Annotated in this window: 18 protein-coding genes; 12 read left to right on the top strand and 6 right to left on the bottom strand. The window is 69.3% G+C overall.

Annotation, left to right across the window (positions count from 1 at the left end; translation table 11 throughout):
• Positions 1-250: 250 nt before the first annotated feature.
• The 5 genes from ABH933_RS41585 to ABH933_RS41565 all read left to right on the top strand — a co-directional run bounded on the left by ABH933_RS41585 (position 251) and on the right by ABH933_RS41565 (position 6,098).
• Complete coding sequence (locus ABH933_RS41585; RefSeq protein ID WP_429427816.1) at positions 251-694, top strand: GyrI-like domain-containing protein; 444 nt, start codon at positions 251-253, stop codon at positions 692-694.
• Positions 691-1,128: an effector binding domain-containing protein gene (locus ABH933_RS41580; protein ID WP_429427818.1), complete on the top strand. Its 438-nt coding sequence runs from the start codon at positions 691-693 to the stop codon at positions 1,126-1,128. The genes ABH933_RS41585 and ABH933_RS41580 overlap by 4 nt, the downstream gene beginning before the upstream one ends.
• 484 nt (positions 1,129-1,612) lie before the next feature.
• Complete coding sequence (locus ABH933_RS41575) at positions 1,613-3,451, top strand: putative bifunctional diguanylate cyclase/phosphodiesterase (protein WP_429427820.1); 1,839 nt, start codon at positions 1,613-1,615, stop codon at positions 3,449-3,451.
• A gap of 375 nt (positions 3,452-3,826) precedes the next feature.
• Complete coding sequence (locus ABH933_RS41570; protein WP_429427898.1) at positions 3,827-4,990, top strand: glycosyltransferase; 1,164 nt, start codon at positions 3,827-3,829, stop codon at positions 4,988-4,990.
• A 217-nt stretch (positions 4,991-5,207) separates the two neighbouring features.
• Entirely contained in the window at positions 5,208-6,098 is an 891-nt protein-coding gene (locus ABH933_RS41565; protein WP_429427822.1) for an SDR family oxidoreductase, read from the top strand.
• Positions 6,099-6,127: 29 nt separating this feature from the next.
• On the opposite strand, the gene soxR is transcribed toward ABH933_RS41565, so the two are convergent.
• Positions 6,128-6,661, bottom strand: coding sequence for a redox-sensitive transcriptional activator SoxR (gene soxR / locus ABH933_RS41560; protein ID WP_215924364.1), 534 nt, complete (start codon positions 6,659-6,661; stop codon positions 6,128-6,130).
• A 114-nt stretch (positions 6,662-6,775) separates the two neighbouring features.
• Between soxR and ABH933_RS41555 the strand changes: the two genes are divergently transcribed.
• Complete coding sequence (locus tag ABH933_RS41555) at positions 6,776-8,044, top strand: arginine deiminase (RefSeq protein WP_429427824.1); 1,269 nt, start codon at positions 6,776-6,778, stop codon at positions 8,042-8,044.
• Between the two features lie 7 nt (positions 8,045-8,051).
• Complete coding sequence (locus tag ABH933_RS41550) at positions 8,052-8,414, top strand: GntR family transcriptional regulator (protein WP_429427826.1); 363 nt, start codon at positions 8,052-8,054, stop codon at positions 8,412-8,414.
• Here the strand turns inward: ABH933_RS41550 and ABH933_RS41545 are convergent.
• Complete coding sequence (locus tag ABH933_RS41545; RefSeq protein ID WP_429427828.1) at positions 8,411-10,057, bottom strand: dolichyl-phosphate-mannose--protein mannosyltransferase; 1,647 nt, start codon at positions 10,055-10,057, stop codon at positions 8,411-8,413. The genes ABH933_RS41550 and ABH933_RS41545 overlap by 4 nt on opposite strands.
• 543 nt (positions 10,058-10,600) lie before the next feature.
• On the opposite strand from ABH933_RS41545, the gene rsmI reads away from it, so the two are divergent.
• The gene (gene rsmI, locus ABH933_RS41540) at positions 10,601-11,446 is read left to right on the top strand and encodes a 16S rRNA (cytidine(1402)-2'-O)-methyltransferase (RefSeq protein ID WP_308166999.1); all 846 of its coding nucleotides are present in this window, start codon (positions 10,601-10,603) and stop codon (positions 11,444-11,446) included.
• Positions 11,447-11,598: 152 nt separating this feature from the next.
• Here the strand turns inward: rsmI and ABH933_RS41535 are convergent, their stop codons facing one another.
• Complete coding sequence (locus tag ABH933_RS41535) at positions 11,599-12,093, bottom strand: hypothetical protein (protein ID WP_429427830.1); 495 nt, start codon at positions 12,091-12,093, stop codon at positions 11,599-11,601.
• 159 nt (positions 12,094-12,252) lie between these two features.
• Positions 12,253-13,899: a methionine--tRNA ligase gene (gene metG / locus ABH933_RS41530; RefSeq protein WP_429427900.1), complete on the bottom strand. Its 1,647-nt coding sequence runs from the start codon at positions 13,897-13,899 to the stop codon at positions 12,253-12,255.
• A 13-nt stretch (positions 13,900-13,912) separates the two neighbouring features.
• On the opposite strand from metG, the gene ABH933_RS41525 reads away from it, so the two are divergent.
• Positions 13,913-14,740, top strand: coding sequence for a TatD family hydrolase (locus tag ABH933_RS41525; protein WP_429427832.1), 828 nt, complete (start codon positions 13,913-13,915; stop codon positions 14,738-14,740).
• 296 nt (positions 14,741-15,036) lie between these two features.
• Positions 15,037-16,167 carry a ubiquitin-like domain-containing protein gene (locus tag ABH933_RS41520; RefSeq protein ID WP_429427834.1) on the top strand — a complete coding sequence of 377 codons (1,131 nt, stop codon included), beginning with the start codon at positions 15,037-15,039 and terminating at the stop codon, positions 16,165-16,167.
• Between the two features lie 84 nt (positions 16,168-16,251).
• On the opposite strand, the gene ABH933_RS41515 is transcribed toward ABH933_RS41520, so the two are convergent.
• A complete protein-coding gene (locus ABH933_RS41515; RefSeq protein ID WP_215924348.1) occupies positions 16,252-17,019 on the bottom strand; it encodes an SDR family NAD(P)-dependent oxidoreductase in 768 nt (255 codons plus the stop codon).
• A gap of 299 nt (positions 17,020-17,318) precedes the next feature.
• On the opposite strand from ABH933_RS41515, the gene ABH933_RS41510 reads away from it, so the two are divergent.
• Together ABH933_RS41510 and rsmA are read left to right on the top strand one after the other, a co-directional pair.
• Positions 17,319-18,491: a lipase family protein gene (locus ABH933_RS41510; protein WP_429427837.1), complete on the top strand. Its 1,173-nt coding sequence runs from the start codon at positions 17,319-17,321 to the stop codon at positions 18,489-18,491.
• Between the two features lie 100 nt (positions 18,492-18,591).
• Positions 18,592-19,473, top strand: coding sequence for a 16S rRNA (adenine(1518)-N(6)/adenine(1519)-N(6))-dimethyltransferase RsmA (rsmA, locus tag ABH933_RS41505; protein ID WP_429427839.1), 882 nt, complete (start codon positions 18,592-18,594; stop codon positions 19,471-19,473).
• A gap of 213 nt (positions 19,474-19,686) precedes the next feature.
• On the opposite strand, the gene ABH933_RS41500 is transcribed toward rsmA, so the two are convergent.
• Positions 19,687-21,918: a heavy metal translocating P-type ATPase gene (locus ABH933_RS41500; protein WP_429427841.1), complete on the bottom strand. Its 2,232-nt coding sequence runs from the start codon at positions 21,916-21,918 to the stop codon at positions 19,687-19,689.
• Positions 21,919-21,927: the final 9 nt, after the last annotated feature.

The following is a 21,927-nucleotide window of genomic DNA, read 5'->3' as shown; positions in this document are numbered from 1 at the left end:
GGTGGACTTCGGCGGGGGAGGTGGGGAGGGTGCGGGAGGGGTGGGTGGGGAGGTTGGGAATTGCCCGTGGTTTGCGGTGGGGTGAGGCGGGACTCGGGCAAATGGGGTCCAGCAACCCTGGTGGGTGAGATGTCATGTCGTGGATGTCTCACAGGGCGGGTTGATAGCATGACGCCTGGCCTGGAGGCTGCGGCGATGCGACCCGCATTGCGCGCATCCTGCGCGAACAACTTCGAGAGAGTTAGCTTTCATGCAGTTTGAGATCGTCGAGCGGGACGAGACGTGGGTTGCGGGGCTGCCGGTGCGCAGTCCCAAGCGTGCGCTCGGGGAGCTGCGGGATCGAGATCTCGAGGCCGCCTGGGGGACGGTGCTGCATCAGGAGCTCGGCGGGCCGTTGGCCTGCGCCTACACCGACTACGCGGCGGATCTGGGCACCTTCAACACCCAGATCGTCGGCTATGAATGCACCTCGTTCGACCAGGTCACCCGCGGGCACATCGTCGCCCGGCTGCCCCGGGGGTCCTATGCCCGCTTCTCCTCGGTCGGCAACTTCCCGCAGCTCATGACCGACCTGTGGACCCAGATCGCGTACGCCGAGGAACACAACCAGATCAAGCGCACCCATACGGGAGACTTCGAGTGCTACCCGCACGCGTACAAGATCGACGTGTATCTGGCGGTTGAACCGCGATGAGCTACACGATTGTCGTGCGTGACCAGGCGATCTACGGCGGCCTGGTGGTACCGCGGGTGCGGCCGAGCTTCAAGGTCAGCAACAGTGAGCTGATCGAATTCCTGCGCGACCGGCTGCGCGATCGCGAGGTGCGGCCCACCTCGCCGCTGTACACCGTGTACACGCCCGATCCGGCCGGCAATTACAACGTGCTGGTCAGTCACGACTATCCGACCGTCGAGGCGGTTCCGGCCGGTGATGTGCTGATCCGCGTGCCCAAGGGCGTCTACGCGCGCTTCGAGCCCAACGGCGACTATCACGACCCGGTCGAGGACGTGTGGGCCCAGGTCGACGACGCGACGGCCTCGGCCGAGATCACCCGCGCCTACCGCGAGGAGATCGAGATCTGGCGCGGGCCGGCGGAGGTCGAGCTGTACATCTCTATCCTGGTCTAGAGCCGTATGGTAGCCATCGGTTAGCCAATCTAGAACCAACCGGTCTTCCTGTTCTGCTTGCCAGCCGTATCCGTGGCCGTGACCAGGGCTAATTTCGGACCTTCCACCCAGGTTTCGGAAGATTAGCCGGACGTCTGGTCAATTCCTGCCGGATGACGGATACTGCCTAAGCGGCCTACCCCGGATTTCAGCCGCGAACCGAACGGTCCGCCACTGGGCCTGGGTAGTCGCGCGGTATCGCGCAGCAACGGAGTAGGAAACCTATGACTGTCGAAGCGACCGCGGTCGGCGCGGCGGACCTCGGCGGCGGCGGGGCGATGCGGACAGGGGTGCTCGCGGCGATTTCCCCGGAATTCGTCGATACACTAGCGTCATTTCGGGGCAGGTTCCTGGACTTACTGGAGGTGCCTGCGCATGAGACCATGGCGTTGGTGCAGCTGACGCGATCGGAGATAAGGTGCCTCGGCGGACACTCGACTCACTGGTGACACAGGTCGCCTCCGAGTTGATGGGCATCGACGCCACGACGGTAGTGGCGGCGACGGAGCGCGTGCTGGCAAGTCTCGTCGAGCATTTCGATGTCGACTTCTGCTACCTGCGCCGTACCGATCGCGACCAGCGCGCCACGATTCTGGTGGCCGAATGGCCGCACCGACCGGACATTCCGGAACCCGACCCGCTCTCGGTCATATATTTCGCGGACGCGGACATCGGGTTCAAGGTCGTCGAGCACGCCACCGAACCGCTGATCGTCCGGCCCGGAGCCTTTGTCGAGTATCAGGACGGCATCCGCGAATCCTCGGGCATCGAGGCGATCACCTCCGCGGCGGTGCCACTGCTCTCGCGCGGCGTTCCGATCGGCCTGCTGGGCTTCATCAAGCACGGCGACCGCGAGTGGAGTACCCGGGAACTCAACGTGCTCAAGGCGATCGCCTCGCTGTTCGCGCAGCTGCAGGCGCGGATCGAGGCCGAGGAGCGGCTGCGGTACATCGCCATGCACGACGACCTCACCGGATTGGCGAATCGCCGGGCGCTGCTGGAATACATGGAACAGCGCCTGGAACCGGGTAGTCCGGGGCCGGTGGCCGCCTTCTTCGTGGATCTGGACCGGCTCAAGGCGCTCAACGACTTTCTGGGGCACACCGCCGGCGACAACTTCATCCAGACGCTGTCCATGCGACTACGCGACCACCTGGATCCGGCCGACATGATCGCCCGGCTCGGCGGCGACGAGTTCGTGATCGTGCCGGCGAAGCCGATGGAGGCGGTGGAGGCCGAGCTCGAGGGCACCCGCCTGCAGCAGCTGATCGCCCGGCGCGTCACCGTGGGCGAGGAATCGGTCAGCCGGGCGGCGAGCGTCGGTGTCGCGGTGGGCATTCCGGGCGAAATGACCGTGGCCGACGTGCTGCGGCGGGCCGATCACGCCCTGCTGTCCGCGAAATCCGGGGGTGGCAACGGTGTCGCGGTGTTCACCGATGCGATGCGCGCGCAATTCGAGTTGCAGGACGACGTGGAGCTCAACCTGCGCAGCGCGGTAGCCGACGGATCGCTGGTCCTGCATTATCAGCCCGAGGTCGATCTGCGGACCGGGCGGATCGTTGCGCTCGAGGCCCTGGTGCGCTGGCAGCATCCCACGCGCGGACTGCTGCCGCCAGGTGCTTTCGTCGGGGTCGCCGAGGCGACGAATCTGGCGGGCGAGCTGGGGCGCTGGGTGATTCGCACCGCGTGCGCCCAGTTTGCCCAGTGGCAGCAGGCGGGCCTGGCCTCCAATGTCGTCATCCGCATCAACGTCTCGCCGGTGCAGCTGGTCAGCCTGGATTTCGTCGAATCCATCGAGGAGACGCTGCGCAGCCACGGCATCGACGGCAGTTCGGTCTGCCTCGAGATCACCGAACACGTTGTCGTGCAGGATCTCGCGCGCACGCAGCTGACGCTGCGCGGGCTCAAGCGGATGGGCGTGCAGATCGCCATCGACGATTTCGGCACCGGATACAGCTCGCTGTCCCACCTGAAGGCGCTGCCGGTCGACGCGGTGAAGATCGACCGCGGGTTCGTGCAGCGCCTCGGCGTCAGCACCGATGATCTGGCGATCGTGAAATCCATTGTCGGACTGGCAGGTTCGTTCGGACTGGGGGTGGTCGGCGAGGGCGTCGAGACCGCGGTGGCCGCGCGCACGCTGGTCGGCCTGGGTTGCTATCGGGCGCAAGGGTTTCTGATCGCCAGGCCGCTGCCCGCCGAGGAAGTGCAGACGCATCTCGCCGCCGGCCGGATCGCGCTGGACCTCGAGCTACCCCGGGTGTCCCGCGGCAGCAACAGGAACTGACCGGTCCGATGGCCGGTGGGGAGCGGCTCGTCTTCGAAACACTGGACCCGGCACCTCTACGACTGGGTCAGCGCCCCGGTGCCCCCGCTGGCCCGCCGGCTCACCAAGCGGCCCGAATTCCACCCCGACGATCTGCCGGTCTACCGCGCGGCGTGCCAGGAACTGTTCGCGGGCGCGCCGGGCGGCGACGACCGTGAACTGAACTCCCGGGTCCGGTTCGACGGTGGCGGTGCGCGCCGTGCTGACGCGATTCGGCGAGGAAATGCCCCCACGGCCTCATCCGCGTGCGCCCCGCACTCCCTGGCTAACGAGCCTTCCACCGCTGTTCACGCCGCGTTGCCACGGCGGGCGTACGCCCACTGGACCATCGGCGGCGTGCGCATCGTTCAGCTGGCCAATTTCTACGGTCCGCGTTCGGGGGGACTGCGGACCGCGCTGCACCATCTGGGTGCGGGGTACGCGGCCGCCGGGCACGAGGTGGTCCTGATCGTGCCGGGGCCGCGGCGTGAGGAACGGGAACTGCCGGGGGGAGTGCTGCGGATCATGCTGCCCGCCGTGGCCATTCCGTGGACGAGTGGATATCGCGCCGCGGATCCGCGGCGGGTGGCCGACGTGCTGGACGGGCTGTCGCCCGACGTGCTCGAGGTCTCGGATCGGCTGACGCTGCGCGGATTCGGGCGCTGGGCCCGGCGCCGGGACGTGGCGGGGGTGATGATCTCGCACGAGCGGCTGGACCGGCTGCTGGGACAGGTGCTGCCGGGGCCGGTCGCGCGTCGCGCGGCCGACGCGGCCAATCGGCGCACCGCCGCCGACTACGACATGGTGGTCTGCACAACGGAATTCGCGCGGGCGGAGTTCGCGCGCATCGAGGCGCCGAATGTGGAGCTGGTGCCGCTGGGTGTGGATCTGGAGATGTTCACCCCGGGCCGCCGCGATCGGCTCCTGCGGGCGCGATACGGGGCCGCGGAGCATCCGCTGCTGGTGCACTGCGGGCGGCTGTCGGTGGAGAAGCGGGTGGACCGCAGCATCGAGGCCGTCGGGGAGCTGCGCCGCGACGGGGTGGACGCGCGGCTGATCGTCGCCGGCGACGGCCCGCGCCGCGAGTCGCTGGAACGGCGGGCACGGGGGATCATGCCGCTGCCCGACGGCAGCCCGGCCGTGCACTTCACCGGGTTCATCTCCGACCGCACCCACCTTGCGACCCTGCTGGCCAGCGCGGACGTCTCGCTGGCGCCCGGGCCGCACGAGACGTTCGGGCTGGCCGCGCTCGAGGCGCTGGCGGCGGGCACGCCCGTGGTGGCCAGCCGGTCCTCGGCCCTGGCCGACATCGTGACCGCCGACTGCGGAGCCGTCGCCGCCAACGATCCGGCCGACTTCGCCCGGGCGGTGACCGAGGTGCTGGCCCGCCCGGCCGCCGCTCGCCGCCGCGCCGCCCGCACCCGGGCCGAGCAGTTCACCTGGCCCGCGGCCGTGGCGGGCATGCTGAGAGTGCTGTGTTTTCGGCCTCCGCTTCGCTCCGGCGGGTTTTCGGCGCCCTAGGGGCTCGTCGTACTTATCGCTTCGCGGGCGAGTCCCAGCCGGACAGAGACGCATCGCCGCTGGGCACGTCGGTTGTTGCGTTCTCGGCGAATGGCACCCGACAGGCACACTCGGCCTGGTACGGGCCCCCGGCGATGCGCACCACGTATGCTCCAGGGCACAGCAACACATCCGGCGCGCCGCCGCCCGGTGCGCCACCGAGCCTGCGAGGAACGGTGTGCCCGATCGCCTGAAGTCCGTCAGCGGTAAGAAGGTCCTGATCACCGGCGCGGCCAGCGGTATCGGCCGGGCGACGGCCCTGGCCGCGGCCCGCGAGGGCGCCGAGCTGGTGCTCACCGATGTCAATGCCGCCGGGCTCGACGAAACGGTGCGGCTGATCGGCGTCGACGGGGGCAAGATGCTCGCCGCCCAGGCCCTGGACATCAGCGACTACGAGGCGGTCACCGCGTTCGCCGCCGACGTGTTCGACCAGCACGGCAGCCTCGATGTGGTGATGAACATCGCCGGGGTGTCGGCCTGGGGCACGGTGGAGAATCTCGAGCACCGGCACTGGCGCGCGATGATCGACATCAATCTGATGGGCCCCATCCACATCATCGAGAACTTCGTGCCCCCGATGATCGCGGCCGGGCGCGGCGGCGCGCTGGTGAACGTGTCCTCGGCGGCCGGGCTGCTGGCCTTCCCGTGGCACGCGGCCTACAGCGCCTCCAAATTCGGGGTGCGCGGGCTGTCGGAGGTGCTGCGATTCGACCTCGAGCGACACGGCATCACGGTGCACCTGGTGGCGCCGGGCGCGGTGAACACCCACCTGGTCGAGACCGTGGAGATCGCCGGGGTGAATCGCGACGACCCGCGAATTCAACGCTATTTCAAGCAGTTTCAGCGCCACGCCAGCTCGCCGGAGCGGGTCGCCGAGCGCATTCTGCGCGGCATCGAGCGCAACCGGTTCCTGATCCATACCTCCTTCGATGTGCGCTTCGGCTACTGGTGGGCGCGAAAGTTCGCCTGGCCCTACGAATTCGCGATGCGCCGGGCCAATGACGGCTTCAATGCTCTCTACGAGCGGGTCTCCGCGAGCGAGCCGGACTCGCGCGGCAAGCGTATGTAGCTCGTCGTTCCGACGGTTCGATGGCGTGATCAGCAGGGGTGATCCGGATTCACCCCGGCCGGGATCGAGCATTCGGCCTCGGCGCACGCAACGCCCTTCTCCCCGTTGAGGTTCACATCGAGTACCCGGGCGCCCGGGCCGTCGTCGCCGAGCCGGTCGTGGAAGTTCACGATCCGGCAGCTGGCCAGGGACAGGCAGCCGCAGCCGATGCAGCTGCTGACGCTGTCGCGCAGGCGGATCAGCTGTTCGATGCGCTGATCGAGGTCCTGGCGCCAGATGGTGGACAGTCGCTCCCAGTCCTTGCGGTTGGGCGTGCGGCCTTCGGGTAGGGTGTGAAGTGCATCGCGAATCTCGCTGAGCGGTATGCCGACTCGCTGCGAGATCCGAATGAAGGCGACGCGACGAAGCGTCTCGCGCGGATAGCGGCGTTGATTGCCGCTCGTGCGGCGGCTGGTGATCAGCCCCTCGCGTTCGTAGAAATGCAATGCCGACACCGCGACCCCACTGCGTTCGGACAGCTGCCCGGGGGTGAGCTCCTTGACTTGCCAGGTGGTGTGCTGCATACCTCAACAATACTTCAGGTGTGGGTCGTCGTATCCGGGTTTCCGAATCTGCGCATCCGCCGATACCCAGCGAATTCCGTGCCAATGCGGCCGCGGAATACTACGGTCGAAACCATGGACACGCAGGCGGACGGCGGCTCGCAGGCAGGCGGTAGCGCAGGAGGCGGCCCGAGCGCCGCACCACCGCTCTGCGTAACCTCGGAGGTCGGCGCCCTGCGCACGGTCCTGCTGCACCGGCCCGGCGACGAGCTGCGCCGCCTCACCCCGCGCAACAACGACCAGCTGCTGTTCGACGCCATCCCGTGGGTCGAGCGCGCACAGCAGGAGCACGACACCTTCGTCGAGGTGCTGCGCGGGCGCGGGGTCGAGGTGCTGCTGCTGGCCGACCTGCTCACGCAGACCCTGGCCGTCAGCGGCGCGGGGCGCAGCATGGGCATCACCGCGGCGGTGGACGCGCGCCGCGTCGGCTATGCGCTGGCCGAGGAGCTCAAGGCCCACCTGCGCGGCGTCCCGGCACCGGAGCTGGCCCGAATCCTGATGGCGGGCATGACCTTCGACGAGCTGCCCTTCGCGCCCGCCACCACCTCGCTGGTGCGCCGCATGCACCACGGCACCGATTTCGTCATTGACCCGCTGCCGAATCTGCTGTTCACACGCGATTCCTCGTTCTGGGTGGGCCGCAAGGTGGCGATCACCTCGCTGGCGCTGCCCGCCCGGGCCCGGGAGACCTCGCTCACCGACCTCATCTACGCCTTCCACCCGCGCTTCCTCGGGGTGCGTCGTGCCTACGAATCGCACATCGCGCCGATGGAGGGCGGCGACGTGCTACTGCTCGCGCCCGGAGTGGTGGCGATCGGGGTGGGCGAGCGCACCTCCCCGGCCGGTGCGGAGGCGTTGGCGCGCAGCCTGTTCGAGGACAGTCTGGCGCACACGGTGCTGGTGGTGCCGATCGCCCAGAACCGGGCCACCATGCACCTGGACACCGTCTGCACCATGGTCGACGCCGATGCCGTGGTGATGTATCCCGCGGTGCGGGATGAGCTGCTCGCGTTCACGATCGCCATCCGCGACGACGGTTCGGTCGACATGCGCGGCCCGGATCCGTTCCTGCCCGCCGCGGCCGAGGCCATGGGGATCGGGAAACTGCGGGTCATCGACACGGGGCTCGACGGCATCACCGCCGAGCGCGAACAATGGGACGACGGCAACAACACCCTCGCGCTGGCGCCCGGGGTGGTGGTCGCCTACGAACGCAACGAGAATACGAATGGGCGGCTGGCCGACGCCGGTGTCGAGGTGCTGACCATCCCCGGGTCCGAACTGGGATCCGGCCGGGGCGGTCCGCGCTGCCTGTCCTGCCCCCTAGCCCGGGACGAGATGTGAGGCGCCGATGGAAATACCGGTCGACCACCATTCGGCGGTCCCACCGTACGAGCAGCTGCGGCAGGGCATCATCGTCCGCGTGCGCTCGGGTGAGCTGACGGCCGGCACCAAGATTCCGACGGTGCGGGCGCTGGCCGCGCAGCTGGGCCTGGCGCCCAACACGGTCGCGCGCGCGTACCGGGAGCTGGAACAGGACGGCGTGCTCGAGACCCGCGGCCGCCTAGGCTCGTTCATCGCCTCTTCCGGCGATCCGACCCAGGACGCGGCCGGACTCGCGGCGACCGAATACGTTGCGGCCGTTCGGCGCCTGGGCCTGGACGACGAGGCCGCGCTGCGCTACGTCCACAATGCCCTGGGCGAACAGGCCTAGCGCCAGCTGGGCAGCCAGAGATGGTTGTGCCAGTCGCCGACGGTGATCGGCAGCGCGGTCATGATCGGCCACAGGTAGATGAAGTTCGCGACGACCACGCCCACATACAGGGTCACCAGCAGCAGGCTCAGGGTATGCCGCTCGCTGGTCACCAGGAACCGGTAGCCGGCGGCGGTGTGCGCGTCGGGCCCGGAGGCGGCAGCCTGCGTCAGGCCGTGCATACCGCGCAGAGACCCCGCCGCACGGACGAACGGGGCGGGGCCGAGGATGTCGCCCAGCACCAGCGCGATGCCGATCACGAGGAACGGAGCCATCGGCACCGCGTAGAAGAAGTACATCTGCCGGTCCAGGTCCATGAACCACGGCAGCAGACCGGCCAGGTACCCCACCAGCATCGCGGCGTACCGCCAGTCGAAGCGGGTCGCGGTCCGCCAGATCGCCCACCCCAGCATCGGCAGCGAGAGCCACCACATCGCGGGCGTGCCGATCAGCATGACCGCCTTCACGCAGACGGACTGGCCGCAGCCGCCGATGCCGCCGTCGGCGTAGTAGTACAGCATCGGCCGCAGGCCCATCGGCCACGACCACGGCTTGGATTCCCACGGGTGATGGTTTCCGGCCGAATTGGTCAGGCCCTCATGGAATTTCAGTGATTCGCCCTGGTTGTGCCACAGCGAGCGCAGCGCGTCCGGGATCCAGGACCAGGTGCCCCCGGCGCCGATCGCATTGCCCACCGAGTACCGGTCGTAGCCGTCCTCGCTTGCGAACCACAGGCTCCAGCTGCCCAGATAGACCAGGATCGGCACGAGGACCAGCGCGGCGAGCGCGGGCACGACGTCGCGCACGATCGTGCCGAGCCACGGTCGCGGCACCCCGTACGCCCGCCGGGCGGCGACATCGAAGAAGACCGACAGCAGCCCGAAGGCCACGATGTAGTACAGGCCGTTCCATTTCACGCCGAGCGTGAGCCCGATCAGCACGCCCCCGCCGAACCGCCACCACCGCACGCCGAGCCGGGGCCCCCACACGCTCCAGGCGATGCGCCCCTGCGCATCCGCGCGGGCCAGCCGTTCGCGCACGACGTCGCGGTCCACGATCAGGCAGCCGAACGCCGCCAGCACGAATCCGGCCTGGAAGATGTCGAGCATCCCGACGCGCGCGGATACGAACGTCACGCCGTCGGCGATCAGCAGGATCCCCGCGAGCGCGCCGAGCATCGTGGAGCGCGTCATGCGGCGGGTGATCCGAATGACCAGTAGTACCAGCATCGAACCGAAGATCGCGGCGACGAACCGCCAGCCCAGCGGGGTGTAACCGAAGATGGCCTCGCCCAGCCCGATCATCTGCTTGCCCACCGGCGGGTGCACAACCAGCCCGTAGGCGGGGTTGTCCTCGACGCCGCCGCCGGTCACCATCTGCCAGGCCTGTGGGGCGTAATGCTTCTCGTCGAACACCGGCGTGCCCGCGTCGGTCGGATAGTTCAGCATCGTGAACCGGGTGAGCGCGGCGATCGCGGTGAGAACCGCGGTGACCAGCCAGCCCCGCGCGCGATCGGTCGGGCCGAAATCGGGGGAGGGGCGCAGCGGCGCCGGACTCGAGGGCCCCGCGCCGATCGCCGGTCGCACGTTGGTCAGCTGGGGCACGCCGACGCCTCGCTGGCACTCGGCGTCGCCATGCCCCACCGGTGCTGTGACAATGGTTCGCTCGCAAGCTCGCTCACCGACGCCTCGCCGGCACTCGGCGTCGCCATGCCCCACCGGTGCTGTGACAATGGTTTGCTCGCAAGCTCGCTCACCGACGCCTCGCCGGCGCTCGGCGTCGCCATGCCCCACAGGTGCTCTAACAATGGTTCGCTCGCAAGCTCGCTCACGAGATCCGAGTCTAGGTGCGCCCGGGATCCGCGCACGACCGGGCATATTCGACACGGTTCCCCGGATGACCGGGCGGGTGCGGTCGGCGTATGTATGCGACCGGACCTCGTGGCAAGGCACGCGGGGGTGCCACGACCGTCCGGCCGCGGGCCGATGGTGCGAGGCAGGGCGAGCGTAAGCGGCTGTGGCACACGGACTTCGCGGGGTCGTGCGATGTGGAAGGCAGCGGTCGAAGCCGCATGCGGTGCCTGCTGCGCCTGGATGTGCGGCCTCGTCGCCGGACGGGGGCCGCGCGCGGACGCCTAGGGTGGTGCTGTGGACAAGGTGGCGACGGGGAGGCTGGTGCTGGCGGCGACGCCGATGGGTGAGGTGGGGGATGCCTCGCAGCGGTTGCGCGATGCGCTCGGGGCGGCGGAGGTGGTCGCGGCGGAGGACACCCGGCGGACCAAGGCGCTGGCCAAGGCGCTGGGGGTGGAGATCGCCGGGCGGGTGGTGAGTTTCTACGACCACGTCGAGGCGGCGCGAATTCCGATGCTGCTGGAGGAGATCGAGGCCGGGCGCACGGTGCTGCTGGTCACCGATGCGGGCATGCCGTCGGTGAGCGATCCCGGGTATCGGATGGTCGCGGCGTGCGTCGAGCGGAATCTTCCGGTCACCTGCCTGCCCGGTCCGTCGGCCGTGACGACCGCGCTGGCCCTGTCCGGGCTACCGATGGAACGGTTCTGCTTCGACGGTTTCGCGCCGCGCAAGGGTGGACAGCGCAGGCAGTGGTTGGGCACCCTCGCCGCCGAACCGCGCGCCGTTGTCTTCTTCGAGGCCCCGCACAGGCTGGCCGACTGCCTGGCCGACGCCGTCGAGGTCCTGGGCCCGGACCGCCGCGCCGCGGTCTGCCGCGAGCTGACCAAGACCTACGAGGAGGTCGTGCGCGGCACGCTGGCCGAGCTGGCGGCCTGGGCCGTCGACGGCGCTCGGGGTGAGATCACCGTGGTTCTCGAAGGCGCGCAACCGGTTTCGGTCGAGCCGGCCGACCTGGTCGACCGCGTTGAGGCCCTCGTGGCCAAGGGCATGCGCCTCAAGGACGCCTGCGCCGAGATCGCCGCGAGCACCGGCGCGTCCCGGCGTGAGCTGTACGACGCGGTACTTACCGCTCGCGCCAACTGACGCGGCGGCGACTCGATCCTCGGGCTCGACGTACCTCGGGAACACCGGCTCGGGGCAGGGCGCCCGGCTCGGCCGGGGCAGCGATGCCGACGAAGGTGCGCTCGCTCCGGCCGCCTGTTCCGGGTGCCCCCGCCTCCGGGGCGTGCCGAGTCCTAATACACGTAGACCTGGCCCGGCTTCGAGAGCGAGAAACCGTGGCTGCCGGAGGTGGCACATCCGGCAGCCATGTAGTGGCCGTCACCGCACCGCACCTGGGTGCCCCGGAGGGGCGGATTGGGCGTGCAACCCTGTCCCGGGCAGCCGTTCCACTCGTACACCGGCGGCGGATTGCCGCCCGGGCGGGTGAACGGCGTCCCCGCAAGCGTGGCTGCGTGCATCGGTGCGCCGGGTGCGTCCTGGACGATCTGCCGCCCCGATACCGACAGGCCCGCGCCCTCTGCGCTGCCCGCGGGCAGGAACCCGGGGCGCTCCATCACCACGGTGCCGTTCGGTACGTCGCATCCCAGCGCGCCACCCGGGGTGACCTCGCAGTTCCAGCCCTGATAGTTGAAGAAGACCGGGGTCGCGGCCTGTGCCGTTCCGCCGCACATGATCGCCGCGGTCACGGCCGCCAGCCCGATCGTCGTCCCAGCTGCCGAAAGTCTCATAGTCGCCTCCCAATGCCTAGAACTTCCCAGCGGGCAATACGCCTCGTCAGGATCTGCCGAAGATCAGGATTCCCGTGCCTACGGTAACCGGAGGAGCCGCGGATTGCGAAGGTATCGGGCCTCACCGGGTGCGAGTCTGAGCCGCCGCCGAGTCGACGCTCAGTCTTTGGGCTCCACGTACTTCGGGAACACCGGCTCCGGGGCGGGCAGGGGCAGACCCGGCTCGATCGGGGTCGCGATATCGGCGAAGCTGCGCTTGGTCTGGCCGAGCTGGTCCAGGATGCGCCCGGCCGAACCCGGCAGCACCGGCTGGACCAGGATCGAGACGATGCGCAGCACCTCGAGGGTGACGTACAGCACCGTCGCCTCGCGTGCCAGATCCTCCGGCGTGCCCGATTTGGCCAGGGCCCAGGGCTGCTGGGCGGAGAAGTAGCGGTTCGTCTCGCCCAGGGTCAGCCAGATCGCGTCCAGCGCGAGGTGCATCTGCTGCTGGTCGAATTCGGCGCGGCACCGCTCCAGCAGGCCGTTCGCGCGCTCCAGCAGCTCGCGGTCGTCCGCGGTGAATTCGCCCGGTGTCGGCACGGTCGAATCACAGTCGCGGGCAACCATTTTCAGGCTGCGCTGCACGAGATTGCCGTATTCGTTGGCCAGATCGGAGTTGATGCGCCCGACGATCGCCTCGTGGCTGTAGGAGCCGTCCTGCCCGTAGGAGATCTCGCGCAGCAGGAAGAAGCGCACCGCGTCCAGGCCGTAGGTGTCGACCAGGGCCAGCGGGTCGACGACGTTGCCGACCGACTTGGACATCTTCTCGCCCTTGTTGTACAGGAACCCGTGCACGAAAACGCGTTCGGGCAGCTCGAGCCCCGCCGACAGCAGGAACGCGGGCCAGTACACGGTGTGGAAACGGCTGATGTCCTTGCCGATGATGTGCAGATCGGCCGGCCAGAACCGTTGGAACGACGCGGATTCGATATTCGGGAATCCGGCGCCGGTGAGGTAGTTGGTGAGCGCGTCCACCCACACGTACATCACGTGCGCGGGATCGCCGGGCACCGGCACACCCCAGTCGAAGGTGGTGCGCGAGATGGACAGATCCTTCAGCCCGGCCTTGACGTAGCTGACGATCTCGTTGCGCCGCGTCGCCGGGAGGATGAACTCGGGGTGCTGCTCGTAGTGCTCGAGCAGTCGGTCCTGGTACTTCGACAGGCGGAAGAAGTAGTTCGACTCCTCGGTCCACTCCACGGGAGTGCGGGTCTCGGTCGACACGCGGGCGCCGTCTTCGAGGACCGTGGTCTCCTCGTCGGTGTAGAACGCCTCGTCCCGCACCGAGTACCAGCCGGCGTAGGTGTCCAGGTAAATGTCGCCCGCTGCCTGCATCCGCTTCCAGATCGCGATCGACGCGGCGATGTGGTCCTCGTCGGTCGTTCGCATGAAGCGGTCGAAGGAGATCTCGAGCGTCTTGTCCATGCGCTCGAACACGTCCGAGTTGCGCGCGGCGTACTCCTGCACCGGGACGTCGGCGGCGCGCGCGGCCTGCTGCACCTTCTGGCCGTGCTCGTCGGTGCCGGTCATGAAGAACACCTCGAATCCGTCGAGGCGCTTGAACCGGGCCAGCGAGTCGGAGGAGATGTACTCGTAGGCATGCCCGATGTGCGGCACGCCGTTCGGGTAGGCGATGGCCGTGGTGATGTAGAAGGAGGGGCGTTCGAGTTCACTCATGGTGGCTCTACTGTAGTAGGGCCCGGCGGCGGATCGCGTCGTGCACCGGTGTGGTTGGCTGGTGCCGCTATATTCCCGAACCCCGATCCCGAGGTCGCCGATGCCCGGTCAACGTCCCGCCCCGGAGCCGCCGGAGCCGCTGTCCCCCTTGGTGGATGCGCACACCCATCTGGACGCGTGCGGCGCCACCGATGCGGAATCGGTTGCGGCCATTGTGGATCGGGCCGCCGCGGTCGGCGTCGGGAGGGTCGTCACCGTCGCGGACGATCTCGAGGCCGCCCGGTTCGCCGTGCGGGCCGCGCACTGGGACCAGCGGGTGTACGCGGCCGTCGCGCTGCATCCCACCCGCGCCAACGTCCTGGACGACGACGCGAAGGCCGAGCTCGAGAAGCTGGCGGGCGACCCACGCGTGGTCGCGGTCGGCGAGACGGGCCTGGACTACTACTGGCCCGGCAAGCTCGACGGCTGCGCCGAGGTCGAGGACCAGGTCGAGGGCTTCCGCTGGCACATCGATCTGGCCAAACGGCTGGGCAAGCCGCTGATGATCCACAACCGCGAGGCCGATCACGACCTGCTCACGGTGCTGCTGGACGAGGGCGCGCCCGACACGGTGATCTTCCACTGCTTCTCCTCCGACGCGGTGATGGCGCAGGCCTGCGTGGAGGAGGGGTACGTGCTGTCGTTTTCCGGGACGGTCAGCTTCAAGAACGCGCACGAGCTGCGCGAGGCCGCGACCCTCGTGCCCGACGGGCAGATCCTGGTCGAGACCGATGCCCCCTTCCTGACCCCGCACCCGTTCCGCGGGGCGCCGAACGAGCCGTACTGCCTGCCGTACACGGTTCGCGCCCTGGCCGAGGTCCGCGGGCAGGATCCCGCCGAGCTGGCCCGGCTGACCACCGCGAATGCCCAGCGGCTGTATCGGCTCTGATCGGTCGCGCCGGCCCTGATCGGCTGAGATCGACAGCGGGCCGGGCCGCCGTACCGTCGCGCGGCCGGAATATACAGCAGCAGCTTCCGGTAAAAAATTACCCCGGGCAGTGGTGAATGTCACACCGTGTCGCTTCGGGGTGCGACGGCGTGCCCTGGGTCACTACGATTGCGGCGGCTGTTATACCGCCACCCCCTCGATGCTTTTTCGTGATGTGAAAACTGCCTGCTCAATCTTCTGTGGTTGTTGGGCCCCGACCTGATCGTTATCATCTTGTGACAATGCCGGAGCCCTCGATGTCCGCGCTAGCGCGAATCAACTCCTCTCGATCGCCGTTGCTGTACACGGCGATCGCGGCGCTGCTGGTCACGCTCATCTTCGGCGCGGCGCTGGCGATCGTGGATCGTAAGACCGTCACCCTCGTCGTCGACGGGCAACGGACCACCCTGACGACCATGTCCGTGACCGTGCGCGCGGCGCTGAATTCCGCCGGATACGAGGTGTCCGAGCACGACGCCATCACTCCGGCCGGGGGCGTCATCCTGACGAACGGGGCCACCATCACCCTGAATCGGGCCCGGCAGGTCGCGCTCGTGGTCGACGGCCAGCAGCAGCAGGTGTGGACCACCGCCGACACCGTCGGTGATGCGTTGGCGCAGTTGAAGATTCCGGACGATGTCTTCGCCTCCCCGGCCCGGCCCACCCCGCTGCCGCTGCGGGGGGCCGCGCTGTCGGTGACCAGCCCGCACACGGTGATGCTGTCCGACAACGGCGCCGCGGCGAGCTATGTGCGACTGGCCGCTCCGACGGTCGGGCAGCTGCTGAAGGTGCGCGGGGTGCCGCTGGCCGACCAGGACACCGTGGTCCCCTCCGCCGACACCCAGCTCAGCGACGGTATGCCGATCACCGTCACGCGCCGGCGGACCGTGAACCGCGTCGAACGGGTGCCGCTGGATCCACCGCAAAACGTCATTCAGGACGTGACCATGAACATGGACCGCAGCTCGGTGGAGAATCCGGGTAAACCGGGCGTGCAGGACGTGACCTACGCGGTATCGATCGTCAACGGGCGGGCGCAGGAGAAGAAGCAGATCAGCAGCACCGTCATCGTGCCCGCGCAGCCCAAGACCGTTCACAAGGGCGCCAAGCCCGGCACCGAGGTGCCGCCGATTCGCAACGGCGCGACGTGGGATGCGCTGGCCAAGTGCGAATCCGGCGGCAACTGGGGTATCAATACCGGCAACGGGTTCTTCGGCGGGGTTCAGTTCGACCAGAACACGTGGGTGCGTCAGGGCGGGCTGCGATACGCGCCGCGGCCCGATCTGGCGACCCGCGAGGAACAGATCACGATCGCGACTGTGACCCAGCAGCGGCAGGGGTGGCACGCGTGGCCCGCGTGCACCGCGCACCTGGGTATCGGGCAGTAGGGGCCGAGCGCCACCCGGGCACGCTTACGGCCGGGATCCCGAGATCCCGGCCGTAGAACTGCTAAATCATTGCCCCGCAGGCGATTACATGAGTGCGCCGCCGTCGACACGGATCTCGGTGCCGGTCATGTAGCGGCCATCCTCGGAGGCGACCATCGCGACGACGCCCGCGATGTCCTGCGGATCGCCGAGCGCGCCGCCGTTCATCCAGCCGGTCAGGCGGGCCAACAGGCTCCAGTCCGCATCCGGGGGCAACTGCAGGCCCGAGGTGATACCGGTGTTGATGCCGCCGGGCACGATGTTCACCGCGCGCAGCCCCTGCTTCACGTACTCCAGCGCCAGCGAGTGGGTCAGCGCGTTGACCCCGCCCTTGGAGGCCGAATAGGCGGCCATGTAGGGATTCGAACCGAACGCCGCGGTCGAGGAGAAGTTCACAATCACCGGATGCTCGCCGCGCAGCAGCTGCGGCAGCGCGGCCTGGCACATCAGGAAGGTGCCGGTGAGGTTGACCCCGATCACCTGATTCCAGTCCTCGAACGGCATCTCGTGGGTGTGTGCGGCGCGCATGATGCCCGCCGCGTTGACCAGCACATCCAGCCCGCCCAGCAGCTCGAGGGCCCGCCCGCTCCCCTCGCGCACCGAGGCCGGGTCGGAGACGTCGATGCGCACGGTCTGCAACCGCTCGCGCTCGGGCTCCGGGGCCGTCTCTGCGGTCTCCTTCAGCCCCGCCTCGGCGATATCGGCCGCGACCAGGGTGGCGCCCTCGGTGAGCAGGCGCAGCGCGATGCCCCGCCCGATGCCCGAGCCCGCGCCCGTCACGAGCACCCGCCGTCCCTCATACCTGCGCTGCATTGTGCCAACCTCTCGAAAAGTGCGGGTGGGATGTAACTTTCGCCGTCGCATCGCTCGGGCGGGTGTGTGGCGACCCGGGGACCGTCGCATACCGCTGTGTCAGAAAACTAGAACCCGTATCAGTCCGCGTCAATGGTGTGTTGTGATCTTGACCTCCGTCGCGTCGCGGTGCCTATGACCTCCCGCCCCGCTCCGGCGTGCCGCGCCGCCTCCACTGTCGCGTCTGCTCACAATGGCGTCTCAGGAACGATCGATACGCTCCGCCCGGATTTGGCCCGATAGGACTGTGAGGAGTTCGGATGCGACTGATGGGCGGCTGGGGACGCACGATCCTCGCAGGGGCGCTCGCCCTTGCTGCCGCGGCTACTCCGGTGATCGCGGAGGCGGCGCCGACCACCGGCACGCCCGGATCGGTCATCGGCGTCGACCCGCGGCCCGCCGGATTCCACGGGTTGTCCGGCGGTTCGGTCATCGACTACTGGATGACCGGATCCGACGGCGCGCCGCGGCGGGCAAGCGGGGCGCTGTTCGTCCCGCCCGGCCAGGCGCCCGCCGGTGGCTGGCCGATCATGGCCTACGACCACGGCACCTCCGGGCTCGGTTCCGGATGCGGGGGCATGTCCGCGCCCGGGCCCATGGCCGGGGAGAACTCGGCGCAGGACCAGCTGCTCCAGTACTTCGTATCGAAGGGTTTCACGGTCGTCGCGCCCGACTACCTCGGGCTCGGCCGCTTCGACACCGGACCGCACCCGTATCTGGAGCGCCGGACCGAGGCCACCTCGACGATCGATCTCGTCCGCGCGGCCCGGGCCGCGAATTCGGCGCTGTCCCGGACCTGGGCGGTCACCGGCACCTCGCAGGGCGGACAGGCCGCGCTCGGCACCGGGCACCTGCAGCGGACCTATGCGCCCGACCTGGACTTCCGCGGCACGATCACCATCGACCCCGAATCGGACCTCGAGGCGGTGCTGCCCGTGGGCGGTCCTTGGGTGCCGGCCGTGCCCGGTGTCGCCGGCGACGACACCACCGCCTTCATCGCGATGACGCTGGCCGGATTGCGGGAGACCCACCCGGAGGCGAACGTCGACAGCTATCTGAGCCCCCGGGGCCGCGAGGTTCTCGACTCCGCCGGCGCGCTGTGCCTGCCCGGGATCGTGAAGCAGGTCCACGGCGCCTCGATCGGCGATCTGCTCTCGCGCCAGCTGACCACGCCCTCGTTCCAGGCCGCGCTCGACTCGTACATGACCGTGCCGACCAGCGGCTACAACGCTCCGATCCTGTTGCTGACCAACGTGACCGACAATGTGATCCCGCCGCCGCTCCACGCCGCGCTCGCCGCGCAGTTCGTCGCGAACGGTGTGGACTTCCGCGCGGTGGTCGGCAAGGGGAAGCACTGCGAGCTCAACCCGCAGATGCATGCGGCGATGGATGCCTTCGTCGCCCGCATCGCCTCCCCGCCCACCCGGCCGTAGTGATAGCCCGTGGCGAGCAGACCGGCCAGTAGTGCGGCATGCCGGGGCGTGGGTGCAGGATCAGGCTGTTCGGCTGTGCCGGGCTGATAGGTTTGCGGACATGTCAGAGCCTTTCGTCGCTGCCCGTGGTCAGGCCGAACTGCTCGGTCCGGCCGAGGTGCGGGTGCTGGCGGAGCGGTTCGGGGTGCGGCCCACCAAGCAGTTGGGGCAGAACTTCGTCCACGATGCGAATACCGTGCGGCGGATCGTCGCCGCGGCGGGCGTGGGGCGCGAGGATGTGGTGCTCGAGGTCGGTCCGGGGCTGGGGTCGCTGACGCTGGCGCTGCTGGACGTGGTGGACCGGGTGGTCGCGGTGGAGCTCGATCCGATACTGGCGCAGCATCTTCCGGAGACGGTGGGCGATCGGGCCGCCGGGCTCGCCGATCGGCTCTCGGTCGTGCCGGGCGATGCGCTGCGGGTGCACGCGGGCGATCTGCCCGCCGTGCCGACCGCGCTGGTCGCGAATCTGCCCTACAACGTCGCGGTGCCGGTGCTGCTGCATCTGATGGCCGAACTGCCCAGCATCGCAACGGCTCTGGTGATGGTGCAGGCCGAGGTGGCGGACCGGCTCTCGGCCGAGCCGGGTTCGCGGATCTACGGGGTGCCGAGTGTGAAGGCAGGCTTCTTCGGGTCGGTCCGGCGATCGGGATCCGTTGGCCGGCAGGTGTTCTGGCCGGTTCCGCAGGTGGAATCCGGACTGGTCCGCATCGATCGCTTCACCGAGCCCCCGTGGCCGACGGACGAGGCGCACCGCAGGCGGGTGTTCCAGGTCGTCGATGCGGCATTTGCTCAGCGCCGCAAGACATTACGCGCCGCACTGGGGAGCTGGGCCGGTTCGCCCGCCGAGGCGGAAAAGCTGCTGGTTGCCGCCGGAATCGATCCGACGGCCCGCGGCGAAACCCTCGACACCGCCGCCTTCGTCCGCCTCGCCGCGCAGCGCTGATCCGCCGTCGGTCGCCTTCCGGATCTGTCCGCGCACGGGACGAGGCTGCTCGATGGAGAGCGGGCCGCCACGGCGATCGGTCGCAGTCTGGTTCAGACCACGTCGTCGCCACCGTGTGTGTTGGGGCCTGGGCGCGCTGTCGGACGGCAGATATAGATCCGCGCCCGTCCCAAGTCTCTGGAACGGGCGCGGAGCTGGTGGCGAGCGGTCGGCTCAGCCGCGGAAGCGGCGCAGGCGCAGGCTGTTGCTGACCACGAAGACGCTGGACAGGGCCATGGCCGCGCCGGCGAGCATCGGGTTCAGCAGGCCCGCCGCCGCCAGGGGAATCGCGGCGACGTTGTAGCCGAAGGCCCAGAACAGATTGCCCTTGATGGTGCGCAGGGTGGCCCGCGAGAGGCGGATGGCGCTGCCGACGGTGCGCAGGTCGCCGCGGACCAGGGTGATGTCGCCCGCCTCGATCGCGACGTCGGTGCCGGTGCCCATGGCCAGGCCCAGGTCGGCCTGGGCCAGTGCGGCCGCGTCGTTGACGCCGTCGCCGACCATCGCGACGACCTTGCCTTCGTCCTGCAGGCGTTTAACTACGTCGAGCTTGTCGCTGGGCAGCACCTCGGCGATCACCTCGTCGATGCCGACCCGGTCGGCGACCGTCCGCGCGGCGGCGGCGTTGTCGCCGGTGAGCAGCACCGGGGTCAGGCCCAGGGCCCGCATCTCGGCGATGGCGTCGGCGCTGGTGGACTTGATCGCGTCGGCGATCACCAGCACGCCGCGGGCGCTGCCGTCCCAGGCGACGACGATCGCGGTCCGCCCGGCCGCCTCGGCCTCGGACTTGGCCCGCGCCAACGCATCCGGCACGGCGATCGACCAGTCGTCGAGCAGTTCGGCGCGGCCGATCACGACCGCCCGCTCGCCGACCAGGCCCTGCACGCCCTTGCCGCCGTGACTCACGAACTGCTGCACCGGATCCGGTGTCAGCCCGCGGTGCGCCGCGCCCGCGACGACCGCGCGCGCCACCGGATGCTCCGAGCCGTGTTCGACCGCGGCGGCCACCGCGAGCAGTTCCTCCGGATCGGTTCCGGCGCCGGGGATCACGTCCGCGAGGGTCATCGTCCCGGTGGTCACGGTGCCGGTCTTGTCCAGGACGACGGTGTCGATCCGGCGGGTCGACTCGAGCACCTGCGGGCCCTTGATCAGGATGCCGAGCTGGGCGCCGCGGCCCGTGCCGACCAGCAGTGCGGTCGGCGTGGCCAGGCCCAGCGCGCACGGGCAGGCGATGATCAGCACCGCCACCGCGGCGCCGAACGCGGCGGCCACCGCCGCCCCCGACACCAGCCAGGCGATCAGGGTGAGCGCCGCGACCGCAAGCACGATCGGCACGAAGATCCCGGCGACCCGGTCGGCCAGGCGCTGCACGGGCGCCTTGCCGTTCTGCGCCTGCTCGACGAGGGCGGCCATCTGTGCCAGTTGGGTGTCGGCGCCGACCCGGGTGGCGCGCACGGTCAGCACGCCGCCGGCGTTCACGGTGGCGCCGACCACCGGATCGCCGGGCGAGACCTCCACAGGAATCGACTCGCCGGTCAGCATGCTCATGTCGATGGCCGAATTACCCTCGGTCACAGTGCCGTCCGTGGCGACCTTCTCGCCGGGACGGACCAGGAAGAGCTCGCCGGGACGCAGATCCCCGATGGGAACCCGGATTTCGGTGCCATCGCGCAGCACCGCGACATCCTTGGCGCCCATTTCCAGCAGCGCCCGCAGCGCGGATCCGGCCCGTTCCTTCGAACGCGCCTCGAAATACCTTCCGGCCAGGATGAATACGATGACACCCGCCGCGACCTCGAAGTAGATATTGGAGGCCGCACCGCCGCGCTCCACGGCGAAACTGAAGCCATGCTTCATGCCTGGCATTCCGGCATCGCCGAAGAACAAGGCGTACACCGACCAGCCGAAGGCGGCCAGGGTCCCCAGCGAGATCAGCGTATCCATGGTGGAGGCGCCGTGCCGGGCGTTGGTCCACGCGGCGCGGTGGAATCCGGCGCCGCCCCAGATCACCACCGGCGCGGCCAGCGTGAGCGAAAGCCATTGCCAGTTCCGGAATTGCAGCGCCGGAACCATCGCCATCGCGATGACGGGCACCGACAGCGCCAGCGTGATCAGCAGCTTGTTACGCAGTGCGGTGGCCGGCGAGGGCGCCGAATCCGGCTGGGCCGCAGCCGGTGCTGTCTCGTGCACCTCGGCGGTGTAACCCGTGTCCACGACCCGGGCGATGAGCTGCGCGGGCGTCACCGAGTCCGGAAAGCTGACCTTCGCCTTCTCGGTGGCATAGTTCACGGCCGCGGTGACGCCCTCGATCCGGTTGAGCTTCTTCTCGATCCGGGCCGCGCAGGAGGCGCACGTCATCCCGCCGATATCCAATTCGATCGATCGTTCGGCGACGGGTGTAGTCATCCGGGACTC

Source organism: Nocardia sp. GP40 (assembly GCF_050434125.1).
GTDB lineage: Bacteria > Actinomycetota > Actinomycetes > Mycobacteriales > Mycobacteriaceae > Nocardia > Nocardia albiluteola.
The sequence above is the reverse complement of the archived record's forward strand: the minus strand, read 5'-3'. Positions and strand labels throughout refer to the sequence as shown.

What these genes read in the sequence shown, in the direction of transcription:
- ABH933_RS41515 (WP_215924348.1), bottom strand. Translation starts at nt 17,019, where the DNA reads ATGCAGCGCAGGTATGAGGGACGGCGGGTGCTCGTGACGGGCGCGGGC.
- ABH933_RS41510 (WP_429427837.1), top strand. Translation starts at nt 17,319, where the DNA reads ATGCGACTGATGGGCGGCTGGGGACGCACGATCCTCGCAGGGGCGCTC.
- ABH933_RS41555 (WP_429427824.1), top strand. Translation starts at nt 6,776, where the DNA reads ATGGACACGCAGGCGGACGGCGGCTCGCAGGCAGGCGGTAGCGCAGGA.
- ABH933_RS41550 (WP_429427826.1), top strand. Translation starts at nt 8,052, where the DNA reads ATGGAAATACCGGTCGACCACCATTCGGCGGTCCCACCGTACGAGCAG.
- ABH933_RS41580 (WP_429427818.1), top strand. Translation starts at nt 691, where the DNA reads ATGAGCTACACGATTGTCGTGCGTGACCAGGCGATCTACGGCGGCCTG.
- ABH933_RS41525 (WP_429427832.1), top strand. Translation starts at nt 13,913, where the DNA reads ATGCCCGGTCAACGTCCCGCCCCGGAGCCGCCGGAGCCGCTGTCCCCC.
- ABH933_RS41535 (WP_429427830.1), bottom strand. Translation starts at nt 12,093, where the DNA reads ATGAGACTTTCGGCAGCTGGGACGACGATCGGGCTGGCGGCCGTGACC.
- rsmA (WP_429427839.1), top strand. Translation starts at nt 18,592, where the DNA reads ATGTCAGAGCCTTTCGTCGCTGCCCGTGGTCAGGCCGAACTGCTCGGT.
- ABH933_RS41520 (WP_429427834.1), top strand. Translation starts at nt 15,037, where the DNA reads ATGTCCGCGCTAGCGCGAATCAACTCCTCTCGATCGCCGTTGCTGTAC.
- ABH933_RS41500 (WP_429427841.1), bottom strand. Translation starts at nt 21,918, where the DNA reads ATGACTACACCCGTCGCCGAACGATCGATCGAATTGGATATCGGCGGG.
- soxR (WP_215924364.1), bottom strand. Translation starts at nt 6,661, where the DNA reads ATGCAGCACACCACCTGGCAAGTCAAGGAGCTCACCCCCGGGCAGCTG.
- ABH933_RS41585 (WP_429427816.1), top strand. Translation starts at nt 251, where the DNA reads ATGCAGTTTGAGATCGTCGAGCGGGACGAGACGTGGGTTGCGGGGCTG.